14 protein-coding genes are annotated in these 13,925 nt (G+C 64.6%); 6 read left to right on the plus strand and 8 right to left on the minus strand.

Features of this window, described 5'->3' with window-relative positions; genetic code table 11:
- Positions 1 to 2 precede the first annotated feature (2 nt).
- On the plus strand, positions 3 to 248 hold the full coding sequence (locus tag CH268_RS24355) for a DUF2630 family protein (RefSeq protein WP_027496002.1): 246 nt from the start codon (positions 3 to 5) through the stop codon (positions 246 to 248).
- A gap of 102 nt (positions 249 to 350) precedes the next feature.
- On the opposite strand, the gene CH268_RS24360 is transcribed toward CH268_RS24355, so the two are convergent.
- Complete coding sequence (locus CH268_RS24360; RefSeq protein ID WP_032365940.1) at positions 351 to 1,109, minus strand: SDR family oxidoreductase; 759 nt, start codon at positions 1,107 to 1,109, stop codon at positions 351 to 353.
- Between the two features lie 29 nt (positions 1,110 to 1,138).
- On the opposite strand from CH268_RS24360, the gene CH268_RS24365 reads away from it, so the two are divergent.
- Complete coding sequence (locus CH268_RS24365) at positions 1,139 to 2,569, plus strand: dihydrolipoyl dehydrogenase family protein (protein ID WP_094666129.1); 1,431 nt, start codon at positions 1,139 to 1,141, stop codon at positions 2,567 to 2,569.
- 5 nt (positions 2,570 to 2,574) lie between these two features.
- Here the strand turns inward: CH268_RS24365 and CH268_RS24370 are convergent, their stop codons facing one another.
- Positions 2,575 to 3,981, minus strand: coding sequence for an APC family permease (locus tag CH268_RS24370; RefSeq protein WP_094666130.1), 1,407 nt, complete (start codon positions 3,979 to 3,981; stop codon positions 2,575 to 2,577).
- 90 nt (positions 3,982 to 4,071) lie between these two features.
- On the opposite strand from CH268_RS24370, the gene CH268_RS24375 reads away from it, so the two are divergent.
- The gene (locus CH268_RS24375; RefSeq protein WP_255182490.1) at positions 4,072 to 4,845 is read left to right on the plus strand and encodes an IclR family transcriptional regulator; all 774 of its coding nucleotides are present in this window, start codon (positions 4,072 to 4,074) and stop codon (positions 4,843 to 4,845) included.
- Here CH268_RS24375 and CH268_RS24380 read toward each other — a convergent pair.
- From CH268_RS24380 to CH268_RS24400, 5 genes are all read right to left on the minus strand, one after another.
- Positions 4,833 to 5,822, minus strand: coding sequence for a 2-hydroxyacid dehydrogenase (locus CH268_RS24380; protein ID WP_094666131.1), 990 nt, complete (start codon positions 5,820 to 5,822; stop codon positions 4,833 to 4,835). The two genes, CH268_RS24375 and CH268_RS24380, sit on opposite strands and share 13 nt — an antisense overlap.
- Positions 5,819 to 6,742, minus strand: a complete 924-nt coding sequence (locus CH268_RS24385) for a hydroxymethylglutaryl-CoA lyase (RefSeq protein ID WP_094666132.1) — start codon at positions 6,740 to 6,742, stop codon at positions 5,819 to 5,821. Before CH268_RS24385 ends, CH268_RS24380 begins: the two co-directional genes overlap by 4 nt.
- Positions 6,743 to 7,954, minus strand: a complete 1,212-nt coding sequence (locus tag CH268_RS24390) for a CaiB/BaiF CoA transferase family protein (protein ID WP_094666133.1) — start codon at positions 7,952 to 7,954, stop codon at positions 6,743 to 6,745. It lies immediately after the preceding gene.
- Positions 7,955 to 7,983: 29 nt separating this feature from the next.
- The gene (locus CH268_RS24395) at positions 7,984 to 9,375 is read right to left on the minus strand and encodes a GntP family permease (RefSeq protein WP_094666209.1); all 1,392 of its coding nucleotides are present in this window, start codon (positions 9,373 to 9,375) and stop codon (positions 7,984 to 7,986) included.
- A 125-nt stretch (positions 9,376 to 9,500) separates the two neighbouring features.
- Positions 9,501 to 10,061, minus strand: a complete 561-nt coding sequence (locus tag CH268_RS24400; RefSeq protein ID WP_032365947.1) for a molybdenum cofactor biosysynthesis protein — start codon at positions 10,059 to 10,061, stop codon at positions 9,501 to 9,503.
- A gap of 74 nt (positions 10,062 to 10,135) precedes the next feature.
- On the opposite strand from CH268_RS24400, the gene CH268_RS24405 reads away from it, so the two are divergent.
- On the plus strand, positions 10,136 to 11,680 hold the full coding sequence (locus CH268_RS24405; RefSeq protein ID WP_094666134.1) for a carboxylesterase/lipase family protein: 1,545 nt from the start codon (positions 10,136 to 10,138) through the stop codon (positions 11,678 to 11,680).
- Here CH268_RS24405 and CH268_RS24410 read toward each other — a convergent pair.
- A complete protein-coding gene (locus tag CH268_RS24410; RefSeq protein ID WP_027495990.1) occupies positions 11,673 to 12,539 on the minus strand; it encodes a DNA-formamidopyrimidine glycosylase family protein in 867 nt (288 codons plus the stop codon). The genes CH268_RS24405 and CH268_RS24410 overlap by 8 nt on opposite strands.
- 29 nt (positions 12,540 to 12,568) lie before the next feature.
- On the opposite strand from CH268_RS24410, the gene CH268_RS24415 reads away from it, so the two are divergent.
- Entirely contained in the window at positions 12,569 to 13,369 is an 801-nt protein-coding gene (locus CH268_RS24415) for a thymidylate synthase (protein WP_027495989.1), read from the plus strand.
- Positions 13,366 to 13,875 carry a dihydrofolate reductase gene (locus CH268_RS24420; protein WP_032399850.1) on the plus strand — a complete coding sequence of 170 codons (510 nt, stop codon included), beginning with the start codon at positions 13,366 to 13,368 and terminating at the stop codon, positions 13,873 to 13,875. The genes CH268_RS24415 and CH268_RS24420 overlap by 4 nt, the downstream gene beginning before the upstream one ends.
- The last annotated feature ends 50 nt before the right edge of the window (positions 13,876 to 13,925 follow it).

A 13,925-nucleotide genomic window follows, 5' to 3' on the forward strand; every position in this document is an offset into this window, starting at 1 on the left:
CCATGAACGAGCACGATATCCACACCAAGATTCAGCAGCTGATCGCCACCGAGCACAAGCTGCGCACCGACACCCAGGCCGGGGAGATCGACCCCGACACCGAAAAGGCGCAGCTCGCGTCACTCGAACACGCTCTCGATCAGTGCTGGGACCTGCTCCGGCAGCGCCGCGCACGCATCGACGCAGGCAAGGACCCCGACTCCGCGACGGCCAACAGCGTCAACCAGGTTGAGGGATACCTGCAGTAACATCCGGGTCATTCCGCAGGCTCCACTCCTGCAGTAACCGGGTCATTCCGCAGGCTCCACTCCTGCATCGAACCGGTCATTCCGCAGGCTCCACTCCTGCAGTCAGACCATTCGATCCGTCAGCACGTTCGGCAGGAACCGCAGCGCCGCGTCGATGCCTCGCCATTTCAGGCCGGGCAGCGCGGCGCGGCGCGTTTCGCTTTCGATGGCACGGACCATCGCGGTGACGCCTTCGTCCAGAGTGGCTGTGAGAGCAGCACTGTCACCTGCGCCGGCCGACATGTCGGTGGCGATGAAGCCCGGCAGCAGCGTCGTGACGACGATGTCGGTTCGAGCCAACTCGGTGGCCAACGATTCTCCCAGAGAGGCCACCGCCGCTTTGCTGGCCGAGTAGGTCGCCTTGGCACCGGGCAGACCCCGATCGGCGCTGATGGACGAGACGAACACCAGGTGCCCGTGCTTCTGGGCCCGGAATATCGCCAACGCGGCCTCGGCCTGCGACAGCGCACCGACGAAATTGGTGCGCGCGGTCTGCAGATTGGCGTCCGCGCGACCGGATCCGATTTTTGCACCCTTGCCGAGTCCGGCATTGACGACAACTCGATCCAGGCCGCCCAACTCGTCGCGCAGTTCGCCGAACACCGTCACCACGGCATCGTGATCGGTGACGTCGAGGGCGCGCACCGCCACGGTGATCCCGGGATGCTGCGTCATGAGTTCGGAGCGGAGCTCGTCGAGCCGCTCGCCCCGTCGCGCACAGAGCGCGAGATCCCGGCCCATGGCCGCGAAGCGGCGTGCCATCTCCTCGCCCAGTCCTGAACTCGCGCCGGTGATCAGAATCTTGCTCCGAGTGGTCGCCATAAGCGGGGAGCCTATGTCACTGTGGAGCAATGGCCCCAGAGAGCTCGGAATTCGATGTGATCGTCATCGGCGGAGGACCCGTCGGTGAGAATGCCGCGCAGTACGCGATACAAGGCAGCAGCCGCACCGCCGCCATCGTCGAACACGAACTCGTCGGCGGCGAATGCTCGTACTGGGCATGCATGCCCAGCAAAGCGCTCCTGCGGCCCAGCGAGGTGCTCGATACCGCCCGAAACATGCCGGGTGTGAAAGAACTGGTCGGCGATCAGCCCCTCGACGCCGACGCCGTACTGGCCCGACGCGAATCCTTCACGCACGGCCTCGACGACTCGTCGCAGGTGTCGTGGGCCGAGTCCGCGGGCATCTCGGTGATCCGGGGCCACGGACGGCTCAGCGGCGTCAAGACCGTCGAGGTCGACGGCAGAACGCTCACAGCTCGGCACGCGGTGGTGCTGGCTACCGGCACCACCGCGTCGGTACCGAACACGCCCGGCCTTCGCGATGCCCGACCGTGGATCTCCCGCGACGCCACGAACATTCACGAGACCCCCGGCCACGTGGCCATCATCGGCGGCGGTGTCGTGGCGAGCGAGGCAGCGACGTGGCTGCTGTCCCTGGGGGCGAAAGTCACGATGATCGTGCGCGGCTCGTCCCTGCTGGCCGGCTCCGAGCCGTTCGCCGGACAGCTCGTCGCCGATGCACTTAAACAGCGCGGCGCAACGATCATGCTCGACGCGTCCCTGACGGCTGTGTCGCGGCAAGATCCCGCCGACACCGGCGTCGGCCGAATCCACGGTGGTCCGGTCACTCTCACGGTCGGCGGCGACGACCTCGTCGTGGACGAGGTGCTGGTCGCGGCGGGCCGCTCCCCGGCGAGCTCGGATCTGGGACTGTCCACCGTCGGTCTTCCCGACGGCAGATACGTCGACGTCGACGACCACCTCACTGTGGGGGACCACGACTGGCTCTATGCCGTCGGCGATCTCAACGGCCGGGCACCGTTGACGCACATGGGTAAGTATCAGGGACGGGTGGCCGGTGACGTCATCGCCGCCCGGGCCGAGGGAAAGCCGCTCGATCACAAGAAGTTTCGCGCCACCGCCGACCACGGACAGATTCCCCAGGTCGTGTTCACGCCCCTCGAGGTCGCCTCGGTCGGGCTCACCGAGGCCAAGGCGCGCGAAGCCGGTATCGACGTCGAGATCGCGGCCCAGGACATCGCCGTCGCGGGTTCCTCCCTACAGCAGGACGATTACTCGGGTCGTGCGCAGTTGGTGATCGACAGGGCCACCGACACTCTCGTCGGGGCGACCTTCGTCGGGCCGGGGGTGGCGGAATTGGTGCACGCGGCCACCGTTGCCGTGGTCGGGAAGGTATCGCTCGACGATCTGTGGCATGCGGTGCCGTCGTACCCGACGGTCAGCGAAATCTGGCTCCGACTACTCGAATCGCGCCGGTGACAGGTTCAGCTCCGCGCATATGCCGCAGCTATGCCTGCGTAAGTTGTCGGGTCGGTTCGCCTCAGGCGTAGAGCCACCAGGACCCCCAGGATCGCTGCGAGGATGAGCACCACAGGTACCGCGTTGACGACGGCAGAATCGGATCCGGTGAGCACGCTGTAGTGCGTTCCGGCGAGGATCAATCCGGTCGTGAACCCGAGAAATCCGATGCCCGGGGCAATCGCGGTGCGCCACACGGATCGATCGGGATGGCCGATGAAGAACACGACCACCGACAGTGCCGCGGCGGCCTGCAGCGCGATGACACCCAGAGTGCCGAGGCCGATGGCACCGGCCGCATAGCTGAGGTAGGGGTCGGCACCTGCCACCGCGAAGCCCGTCAGCGATAACGCTGCCACCACCGATGCAGTGATGCTCCCGATATGCGGGCTCGCGTGCCGCGGGTGAATTCGGCCGAGCCACACCGGAAGTACCCGCTCACGCCCCAGCGCGAACAGATAACGACTGGCGGCGTTGTGCACCGCCAGATACGACGCGAGCACGCTGGTGCACAGCAGCACTGCGGTGCCGTCGTACAGCACGGTTCCGCCGTACTCACGCGCCAGCGTGAACAGTAGGTTGCCCAGTTCGGTCTGGGCCAGCGCCGGAGCGTCGACGCCGCCTGCCGCACCGACGACGATCCAGCTCGTCGAGACGTAGAAGACCGCGATGATCGACACCGCAATGAACGTCGCACGCGGGATGCTCCGCCGCGGGTCCTTGGTCTCCTCCCCGTACAACGCTGCGGACTCGAACCCGATGAAGCTCGAGAAGGCGAACATCATGGCAATACCGAGCGAACCGGAGAACACCTGAGTGGGTGTGAACGACTCCAGTGGCACTGCGGCAGCACCCTTCTGCCCGACGACCAAGCCGTCGAACACCACCAGAAAAGCGAACTCCAGCACCATCAGTGTCCCCAAGACCTTGGCGGAGAGGTCGGCATTTCGGAACCCGAGAATTGCCACGATCACCACGGCAACGCCGGTGAAGACGTACCACGGAATATCGATGCCCGAATCGGCGAAGACCAGATGGGTGAAATAGCCGAATGCTCCCGAAAGCCCGCACGCAAGTGACGTATACGCGACAACCGCGACATATGCGGCAGCAATTCCGGGCGGTTTACCCAACGCGAGACCGATGTAGGTGTAGAACGCCCCGGTGCTGTACACCTGCTGTGCGATCGCCGCGAAACCCACCGAGAAGCACAGCAGCACAACTGAACTGATCGCGTACGCGGCAGGTAACCCAGCTCCGTTTCCGCGAATCAATGCCAGTGGCACATTACCGATCATGGCCGCCATCGGTGCTGCGGCAGCAACCACCAGAAATACCACTCGCCCGGTGGTCAGAGTACGTCGCTCGGACATCGTTGGGACGCTACCCGTACTGGGAGCACAATGCTGACACCGAACGCGATCACTCGGGTCGTCTCCCGCGTTGCCGAGTAGATTGGTCGAGTGACCGAGAATTCGCCGAAGCAGCAGCCGCTTCTCGTGCTGGGCAAGATCACCGAGATTCTCGATGCGTTCTCGTTCGATCGCCCGGCCATGACGCTGGGCGAGATTCAGCAGAGCACCGGGCTGCCCACCTCGACGGTGCAGCGTCTGGTCACCAACCTGGTTCAACAGGGCTTTCTGGATCGAGGCGGCGATCGCATCCGCATCGGGGTGCGGATGGCGTACTGGGCCGCGACGGCGACCAAGGATCTCGACGTGTTGTCGGTCATCAATCCGATCCTCAAGGACATGCGCGATCTGACGACCGAGACAGCGTGCTTCTTTCGGCCCGAGCAGAACTACCGCGTGTGCGTGGCCATTGCCGAGACGCGGCATGCGTTGCGACGAGACATGTACGTCGGCAAGGTCATTCCGCTCAGCGCAGGATCGGCCAGCCGTGTCCTACTGGCCTGGGACTCGGAACTGGCCGAGCGTGTTCTGTCCCGCGAACTCGAATCGCTGACCGAGCAGACGGTGACCGAGGCCGAGACGATGCGGGAACTGTTGGCGCAGACAAGGTCCGACGGCTACGCGATCACCACCGGTGAGCGCGAGACCGGCGCATCGGGGCTGTCCGCTCCGGTGTTCGATTCGGCCTCGGACATCGTCGGTGCCGTCACCATCAGCGGCCCGACATTACGGATGCCGCAGTCGCAGTGCGAGGCCTGGGTGGACCTGCTGATCTCGCATGCCGAACAGATCACCCGGACCCTCGGCGGCCGCTACCCCGCCTGACCCCAGGCCTCGGGATTGACCGGGTGCGGCGGGAGCTCACCGCGCAGCATCGCCACGGCATTGGTGGCGCACAGGCGCGCCATCTCCGAGCGAACCGAGACCGTCGCGCTGCCCACGTGCGGTAGGAGCACGGTATTGGACAGTTCGGCCAGACCCGGTTCGAGCGCAGGTTCGCGTTCGTAGACGTCCAATCCTGCTGCAGCGATAGATTTCTCACGTAGAGCAATCACCAGCGCTGCCTCGTCGACCACTGGCCCACGCGCGGTATTGATCAGAATCGCCGACGGCTTCATGGCCTCGAACACGGCAGCATCGACCAGATGCCGGGTGGAGTCCGACAACGGGACGTGCAGCGACAGAAAGTCACTCGTTGCGACGATCTCGTCCCACGCCGCATGTTCGACGCGGCCGGCGAACTCACCGAGTTCGTCGTCGGAGACCTCTCGGTCGCCGGGCGGCCGGGGGCAGAACTTCACCGTCATTCCGAAACCCAGTGCCCGCCGAGCGGTGGCCCGAGCGATACGACCGAAACCGGCAAGGCCGAGCACACGGCCCGAGACATCGCTGCCCAGCAACAGTTCGGGCTCCCACCCGGTGAAGGATCCGGACCGAACGAAGGCATCGGCCTCGACGGCGCGGCGGGCCGTGGACAGAATGAGGAGCATCGCGATGTCTGCGGTCGAATCCGTCAGCACACCTGGAGTGTTCGCGGCGGTGATTCCGTAGCGTGTGGCGGCCGCGATGTCGATGTTGTCGAATCCGACGGCATAGTTGGATATCCCGACGAGTGATGCCGAGGCCAGCAGCTTCGCATCGAACCGGTCGCGTAGCTGGGAGACCACGACGGAGTAGTCCCCCGAGGCGCATGCCTCGACCAACTGCTCGTGGTCCAACTCGCGGAGGTCGACCTCGCCGGCGGCCCGCAGAATGTCCATGCCGGGAGCAGGGATTTCCGACGTGACGAGAATGCGGCTCATACGACCCACTCGAACACGTGCGCCTCGGACCTGGCACCCTGCACGGTTTTCGATCGCATGGGCTCCTCCAGTTCGGCCAGCAGGCCCTCCGACAGAGAGACCATGCGTGCCAGCGTCTTCGGCTCGAACCAATCCGGCCTCGTCGCGAAGAGAATGTCCTCGGACGAGGTGTTGCCACTGGCACCGGGGGCGAAGGGGCAGCCGCCCAGTCCCCCGAGCGAACCGTCGACCATCGCGGCTCCGGCCGAGATGGCGGCCAGAGTGTTCGCGACGCCCAGACCCCACGTGTCGTGACCGTGGAACACCAACCGGCGATCCGGCGTTTCCGCGCGCACCCGTGAGATCAGCGACGACACCTGAACCGGTACCGCCTGTCCGAGGGTGTCGCAGATGACAATATCCGTTGCGCCCGTGGCTCGTTCGTCGTTGGCGATCTCGATGACCCGATCGGGCGGTACCTGTCCCTCGAAAGGACAGGTGAACGACGTTGCGATACACAGCTCGATCTGTCCGCCCACCGAGCGGGTGATGTCGACGGCATCGGGCATCGCGGCCAGCGACACCTCGGTGGTGCGCCCGATGTTGGCCTGGTTGTGCGAGTCCGACGCGGAGAAGCAGTACTGGAAGTTGCGAGCCCCTGCAGCAGCGGCCTTCTCGACGTGGCGTGGAGTGGCGACCCACACCCAGCATCGCTCGAGTTCCTCGGCGGTCAGCTCGCCGATGACCTCGAGGGTGTTGGCCATGGGCGGCACTTTGTCGCCGCGTGCCATCGAGCCGATCTCGAGTGCCGGCACGCCGAGTTCGATGAGGGCCCTGATGATCTCGAGTTTGCGTTCGGTGGGGAGCATCTTGCCGGTGAGCTGCAGTCCGTCGCGCATCGTGACGTCGCGTAGTTCCGCGGTGCGGGTGAAGCGGTACATCTACAGGCCCATCTCTTCGTCGGTCCGGCCGAGCAGCGTCGACAGTACTTCTCTGGTGTGCTCGCCCAGATCCGGCCCGACCGAACGGATCGGCAGGGATGCGTCACCGATCACCGGGACGACTCCGACGAACCCGACGTCGGTGGGCTCTTCCTGGCCGGTGTCGACCGGAAAGTGCTGAATCATGTTGCGGGCCGCGTACTGTTCGTCGGCGACGATATCCGCGGCGGTGTAGATCGGACCCGACGGCACCCCCGCGGCATCGAGGATCTTCAATGCCTCGGCGCGCGAACGCAATCCGGTCCAGGCCGAGATAGCGGCGTCCAGCTCGTCCCGGCGACGCCACCGGCCGGCGTTGGTCGCCAGGTCCGGATCGGCTCCCAGATCGGGACGGTCGATGGTCTCCATGTAACGCTGGAAGATGGCGTCGCCGTTACCGGCGATGATGATCGAGTGACCGTCGTTGCACGGGTACGCATTCGAGGGCGCGATGCCCTCCATCCGGCCGCCCGTCCGTTCGCGTTCGACGCCGTACGCCAGATAATCCGGGATCAGAGACTCCATCATCGACAGGATGGATTCGTTCAAGGCCACATCGATGGAACGCTGTTCGAGCGACAACGGGTCCGATTTCTCTGCTGCGCGCTGCGTCTGTCGTTGGAACAACGCCATGACACATCCGAACGCCGCATAGAGACCGGCGATCGAGTCACCGATCGACACACCGACCCGCACGGGCGGCCTGTCCGGATCACCGACGAGGTTGCGGAAACCGCCGTACGCCTCTGCCACAGCGGCAAATCCGGGTCGCTGCGACATCGGACCGGTTTGCCCGAATGCCGAGATACGCGTGATGATCAGCTCCGGATTGGCGGCACTGAGCACCTCGGGCGAGATGCCCCATTTCTCCAGCGTGCCGGGCCGGAAGTTCTCCAGCACGATGTCGCATTTGGCGGCGAGATCGACGACGTCCTTGCGACCTTGTTCGGTGCGCAGGTCCAGCACGATCGATTTCTTGTTCCGGTTGATCGTGCGGTACAGCATCGACGTCGTACCGGAATACAGCCGCCAATTGCGCAATTCGTCGCCGGTACCCGGCCTTTCGACCTTGATCACCTCGGCACCGAAATCGGCGAGCATCCTGGCCGCCGTGGGTGCGGCGATGTAGTTGCCGAGTTCGAGAACTCGAACTCCACTGAGCGGCAATGCCATTGTGTTCCTTTCGGTATTCGCGGAAGAGGTCACAGGATCCAGCTCATCGGCACGATCAAGGCGATGGCGATGACCGATGCCACCGACACGCCCACCGAGCACGTCTTGAGTGTGCCCCTCGTCGACTGGCCCATCAAGGACTGCAGCAGCCAGAACGTGTTGCTGGTGACGTGCACGGCGAACAGTGATCCGGCACCGGCGGCGAGCGCGATGAACACCGGGTCGAGACCGATCAGCGGCGCGACAGGCGCGAGGATGCCGGCCGAGGTGATGGCCGAGATCGTCACCGATCCGACGGCGATGTGCAACGCGGCAGCGATGACCCACACCATCAACAGTGGTGCCGCGGTACTGGCCGTGAAGTACTGGCCGAGTATGTCGCCGAGACCCGCCTCGTTGATGACGGCTGCGAGCGATCCGCCGACACCGGTGAGGATGAGGATCTGACCGCTCTCGGCGAATCCACGAGCGAGAGCTTTCTCCACCCGCTCCTGACCGACGTGGTAACGGCCGATGAGGCACGTCCCGACCAGTCCGAGGAGCAACGCAATGACCGGGCTGGCGATGAATTCGACCACCGGAACCGAGATCTCGGCGACTTCGAGAACGGCACCGATCGCAATCAGAACGAGCGCGAGCAGCAACGGCGAGAGCAACACGAGCAGCGAGGTCTGCTTCTCGGTGCGCACCTTCTGGGCCACGCCGCCGCCGGCATCGAGGGGCTCGTCGTCGGACTCGACGGGCTCCGAGACCACCGGCTCCGACACCGCGATGATCTGTTGCTCGTCCTTCTCCTCGTTCCACCAACCGTGCCGGAAGACGAACGACATGATGGCCACCGACAGCACGACGACAGGAACGATGAGGATCAGTCCGTAGATCATCATCTTGCCCAACGGCACGCCGAGCAGTCCGGCCAACGCGAGCGTCGCGACTCCGGGAACCATGAACACGATGCCGCACTCCAGGGCGATGGCCAGCGCCGTCGCCAACCTCGCCGTGCCGTACTTGCCGATCTTGGGGGCGAGGTTGCGGGCGAGCGGTGCAGAAATCACCAACAGCACGTCGAGGAAGATGGACTGCAACAGAGTCGCGATGGTCAGCGACAGCGCGTACGGGAGCCGCTTGGGGCCGAAGGCTCTCAGCAAAGTGCCGACGAGACGCTGGATGGCGCTCATCTCCTGCAGCACCGAACCCATCAGGACGCCGAACGCGATGAGCAGCCCCACCTCGGCCATGATCTCGCCGAATCCGCCGGTGATCGTGTCGACAGTGGTCGACACTCCCAGCTTGGTCGCCAGGCCCAGGTACGCAGCCCCGAGCACCAGCGAGATCACCGGGTTGAAATGGAAACGAACGATGAAGACCACCACCGCCAGTACTGCGACGACGGTGTTGATCACGATCCACAAATCGGACATCGGTAGGTCTTTCCACCTGAGAGTGACCGCCGCCATGCATGACGGGCCGGTGTGATGCGTCGCACCATTACTCACATTATGGGCACAGATTTACTTCGTGAGCAAGATTGACCCCCGTCTTCGCGTTAGATGGGCTGCGCGCGCCGAATCGACAGCGCAGCTCGCGAGGCATCCAGTTCGACCGGGGAACGCACCGACAGCGGCCCGACTCGCAGGATTCCGTCCGAGAGCGGCTCGACCCGCAATCCACCGCGACCGATCAGTGCCTTGCGAGCGCCGTCGACCACCATGCGGTCCATCCACGCGCACGGATGGGCAGGTCGGCCGCCCCGGAAGCGAATCCAGCCGTCACCGGAATCGAGCTCGAATTCCAGTCCGCGCAGTGGGTCGAGCTCCAACCCGCGGACCACAACGTTTCGTCTGGCCACGGCCGGGTCGGGAACGTCGACGCCCAGAACCTCGCCGACGGCGTCCCAGGCTTCGAGTGCCAGAAAGCTCACCGCTGCCTCGGTATGAGCCTTGACCCCGAAGAACCGATCGCCGCGGATGCCCTTGTGGGCGACGATCTCGACGCTGTCCGGCAATTCGGTCGGCACCTCGGCCGGGCCGTCCTTGGATCTCCCGAAGTACGCGTGCGAGGGCGCTCGCAGCAGCTCCACTATCTCGGCTCGATACTCGAAAGGCATGCTTTCGAGTCTGCCCGGTACCCGACCCTGCCGGTTCTTACCACCGGGTAAGAAGCGCCCGGTAGTATCGCGAAATGGCTGTGAAAACACGCGTGACCACTACGGACCGCATGATCGAGGGAAAGCCGGTCGGAAATCTCACCACCTGGCGGGGCATTCCCTACGCCGCCCCTCCCGTCGGTCCCCTCCGGTTCCGCGCACCTCAACCCACCCAGCCGTGGCAGGGCGTGCGCGACGCGACCGAGTGGGGCAACGCATCCGTTCAGCACAAGCGGGGCACGATGCTCGCAGTCGGCAAGTACCAACCGTCGAGCGAGGACTGCCTGACACTCAACGTTTTGGCACCGAGCACGCCGAGCACGACACCCAGACCGGTCATGGTGTTCATCCACGGCGGTGCGTACACCCTCGGCACGTCGGCCACCCCGCTGTACGGCGGGGGTTCGCTGGTCCGGCGCTCGCTGCAGGACGGCGACGGCATCATCTACGTGTCGGTCAACTACCGACTCGGCGCTTTGGGCTACCTCGACATGTCGCGATTCTCGACCCCCGAGCGGCCGTTCGATTCCAACCTGGGACTACGCGACCAGGTGGCGGCATTGGAGTGGGTAAAGCGCAACATCGCCGAGTTCGGCGGAGATCCCGACAACGTCACCGTCTTCGGCGAGTCCGCAGGCGGCAATGCCGTCACCACCCTGATGACAGTGCCCGCCGCGAAAGGCCTTTTCGCCCAGGCAATTGCCGAAAGCTCGGCACCGGGCATGACGACCGCCAAGCACCGGGCGGACCAGTGGGCGAGCGAGTACGTCGGGTACCTCGGAGGCACCGCCGAGACCGCGGTGGAAACCCTGGAGAACGCCAAGGTACTGGCACTCGGCCGAGCAGGCACCAAGCTCGGACTCACCACGCTGCACCGCACTCCGGGTCTGCTCCCCTTCGGCCCGGTGATCGACGGTGATTTCCTTCCTGTCGATCCGGTCGAGGCGTACGCGAACGGCACCGCACACGACGTGCCGCTGATCATCGGCACCAATGCCCGTGAGGGAACACTGTTTCCGAAGTTTCTGGACGCGTTGCCCACCAACCCCGAACGCATTTCCAAACTCTTCTCCCTCACCGATCCCGCGGCAGAACCGGTTGTCACCGGCGGATACCGGGGATACCCGAGCGAGCGGGCTGCCATCGACTTCGGCGGGGATTTCACGTTCTGGAAGCCGTCTCTCGAAGTGGCCGAGGGACATTCGCGTCACGCACCGACGTACTTCTATCGCTTCGACTTCGCCCCTCGGTCGATGAAGTTGCTGGGCCTCGACGCCACCCACGGGTTCGAGTTGTTCGCCGTCTTCGGCATCAACGAGACGTTGTTCGGCAAGGCTCTGACCGCGACAGGGGGACGAAAGTCGTTCGCGGAGGTCACCGAGCACGTGCAGTCACACTGGATTGCGTTCGCCACCAACGGAAAGCCGTTGGAATCGTGGCCGGCCTACGACGAAGCCGAGCGCAAGACGCTGATCTTCGACACGCGCACTCGGGTGCAGAAAGATCCGCGCAGCGATCGCCGCAAAGCGTGGGAAGGCTATCGCGGCTACGCCAGCCAGACGCTCGAACCCGCTACTTGAGCAACCGCGACATCCGGCGGTCGGCAAGAATCTTGCCGGCCGTCTGGCACGTCGCGCAGTACTGAAAAGAGCGGTCCACGTAGGCGACCTCCCGCACCGGATCTCCGCAGACCGGGCACGGCAGCCCGGTTCTGGCGTGCACCCGCATGCCGGATCGCTTCTCCCCCTTCAGACGCGCCGCATCCTGCCCGGCCGAGCGGTCCACCGCGTCGGACAGGACCGAGCGCATCGCGGCATAGAGAACCGCGACGGATTCCGCGTCGAGCTTGCTCGACGACGCGAACGGCGAGAGCTTGGCGACATGCAGAATCTCGTCCGAGTAGGCGTTGCCGATTCCGGCGAGCAACGATTGGTCCACCAACGAGGTCTTCAGACGCGCGGTGGTGCTGCCCAGTATCTCGGCGAATTCGAGCTCGGTGACCGTCATCGCGTCCGGCCCGAGCCGGGCGATGCTCGCAACCTGCTGAGGATCACGGACCACCCAGACCGCCAATCGTTTTTTGGTACCAGCTTCGGTCAAGTCGATGGCCGGGGTTGCGCCCTCGGGAGTGAAGAAGTGGATCCGCAGCGCCAGCGGCCCCTTGCCCGGTTTCGGCGGAGCAACACTGGGGTTGTCCACCCATCGCAGCCAACCCCCACGCGATAGGTGGGTGATCAGCCAGAGGTCACCCGCCTGCAGCGCCAGATGCTTTCCGAAGCGCGCGGCATCGGTGACGTCGCGACCCTGCAGATCGGTGATCGGCGGATCGAATGTCTTGAGAACACTGAGCGCCGCGATGTCGATGCGGCCGATCACGGCACCGACGGCATGCTCGCGCAAGAAGCCGGCAAGGGCTTCCACCTCGGGTAATTCCGGCATGCGTCCAGTATGCAGCTACGATGGCCGTCGTGATGGTTCCGACTCCGTACGAAGATCTGCTGCGCCGCATCCTCGACACCGGTACAGCCAAATCCGACCGGACGGGAACCGGGACGACCAGCGTGTTCGGGCATCAGATGCGCTTCGATCTGGCCGCGGGCTTCCCGTTGATCACCACCAAGAAGGTCCATCTCAAGTCGATCGTCTACGAACTGCTGTGGTTTCTGCGCGGAGACTCCAATGTCACGTGGCTGCAGGAACACGGCGTCAGCATCTGGGACGAGTGGGCAGCGCCGGACGGCGAACTCGGCCCCGTCTACGGAGTGCAGTGGCGTTCGTGGCCGACCCCGTCGGGCGAGCACATCGACCAGATCAGCCAGGTCATCGAGACTCTGAAGACCGATCCGGATTCGCGGCGAATGATCGTCTCGGCGTGGAACGTCGGTGAAATCCCGCAGATGGCCCTGCCGCCGTGCCATGCGTTCTTCCAGTTCTATGTCGCCGACGGCAAGCTCTCGTGCCAGCTGTATCAACGCAGCGCAGACATGTTCCTCGGCGTCCCCTTCAACATCGCGAGTTACGCACTCCTGACCCACATGGTCGCCGCACAGACCGGCCTCGACGTCGGCGAGTTCGTGTGGACCGGCGGCGACTGCCACATCTACGACAACCACCGCGACCAGGTTGCCGAGCAGCTCTCCCGCGAGGCGTACCCCTACCCGACTCTGAAACTGGCACAGCGGGATTCGATCTTCGACTACACCTTCGACGACGTCGAGATCGTCGACTATCAGCACCACCCTGCAATCAAGGCCCCGGTAGCGGTGTGAGTGCACCGAGAGAGGTCGGCCTGATCTGGGCACAGAGTTCCAACCTCAAAATCGGCGAAGCCGGCAGGATTCCGTGGGAAGTACCGGAGGACATGGCCCGGTTCAAAGCCGCGACGATGAACCATCCGGTCATCATGGGACGCAAAACCTGGGAGTCTCTGCCCGAAAGATTTCGACCGCTCCCGGGCCGACGCAATATTGTGGTCACTCGCAATCGCTCGTTCGACGCACCCGGCGCCGAGACCTGCGGCGGGGTGGACGAAGCCCTGGCGCTGGCCGGAGGCGAGACCGCGTGGATCATCGGCGGCGGTGAAATCTACCGATCGGCAATGCCATTCGCCACAACCCTGCATGTGACCGAGATCGATGTCGAGGTACCGGGCGATACGGATGCGCCAACGGTGGAAGGCGATTGGATCAAGAAGACGGGCGACTGGCTCACCAGCAGAGTGGACGGTAGGCAGTTCAGATATGTGGAGTACGGGAAGCCTACCCAAACTGTTTGAGCGCGTTCATGATTCCCCCATCGCGGCTGCGGGTGGTGCGTCATACTGGC

Source organism: Rhodococcus sp. 06-1460-1B, from assembly GCF_002258475.1.
Lineage (GTDB): Bacteria > Actinomycetota > Actinomycetes > Mycobacteriales > Mycobacteriaceae > Rhodococcoides > Rhodococcoides fascians.